We start from the raw sequence: 1264 nt of genomic DNA on the forward strand, positions 1-1264 counted from the left end.
GTGTCGGCGCCCGCGCCCTGGTCTTCGTGCGCTCGCGGCGCAGCGCGGAGATCGTCGCCGAGCACGCCCGCCACACACTGAGCCTGTCGCAGCCCGAGCTGGCGGGCACGGTCGCCGCCTACCGGGGCGGCTACCTGCCCGAGGAGCGCCGCACTCTGGAGGCCGACCTGCGCCGCGGGCGGATCCGGGCCCTGGCCACCACCAACGCCCTCGAACTGGGCATCGACGTCACCGGTCTGGACGCCGTCATCATTGCCGGCTGGCCGGGCACGCGCGTAAGCCTTGCGCAGCAGGCGGGCCGCGCCGGGCGGGCCGGCAGCAACGGCGTGGCCGTCCTCATCGCCTCCGACAACCCGCTGGACGCCTACCTGGTGCACCATCCGCAGGACGTCTTCGCCGCCCCGGAGGCCACCGTCTTCGACCCGTCCAACCCCTACGTGCTGGCGCCGCACCTGTGCGCGGCCGCCTCGGAGTCGCCGCTGCGGGAGGAGGACCTGCCCTTGTTCGGATTGGAGGACGACTCGCTGCTGGCGGAGTTGGCCGAGCGCGGGGCGCTGCGGCGCCGCCCAGCGGGGTGGTTCTGGAACACCAATCTGCCCGGCCGGGCGCAGGACCTGACCTCGCTGCGCGGGGACGGGCCACCGGACGTGCCGGTGGTGGAGACGGCGACGGGCACCGTCATCGGTACCGTTCCCGGGGCCTCGGCGGACGCCACCGTCCACCCCGGCGCCGTCTACGTCCACCAGGGGCGCGTGTACGTCGTCGACGAGCTCACCGACGAGGCCGCCGTCGTCACCCGCAAGGCGGCGGTCGGCTACCGCACGCGGGCGCGCGAGCAGAGCTCGGTGCGCATCATCGCCGAGCGCGAGCGTCAGGCTTGGAACGACGGCGTGAGCTGGTGCTTCGGCTCGGTGGAGGTCACCAGCCAGGTGATCGGCTACAACAAGCTGGCGCTACCGGGCATGGAGGTGGTCTCCCAGCACGAGCTGTCCCTGCCCGAGCATGTGTTGCCGACGGCGGCGGTGTGGTGGACGGTTCCGGTGCAGGCCACCGCGGCGGCGGGCCTGGAGTCGGGAGACCTGCCAGGTGCCCTGCACGCCGCCGAGCACGCCATGATCGGCATGTTGCCGCTGCTGGCGACCTGCGACCGCTGGGACATCGGCGGGTTGTCGACGGCGATCCACCCGCAGACCATGACGCCCACCGTGTTCGTTCACGACGCCCAGGCGGGCGGGGCCGGCTTCGCCGAGCGGGGGTTCCGGGC

1 protein-coding gene is annotated in these 1264 nt (G+C 73.6%); it reads left to right on the forward strand.

Annotation, left to right across the window (positions count from 1 at the left end):
* A partial coding sequence (locus RWX45_RS04310; protein WP_316022542.1) for a DEAD/DEAH box helicase occupies positions 1–1264 on the forward strand: 1264 nt, incomplete at both ends.

The organism is Actinomyces sp. MRS3W, assembly GCF_032465695.1.
In the GTDB taxonomy this organism is placed as follows: Bacteria; Actinomycetota; Actinomycetes; order Actinomycetales; family Actinomycetaceae; genus Actinomyces.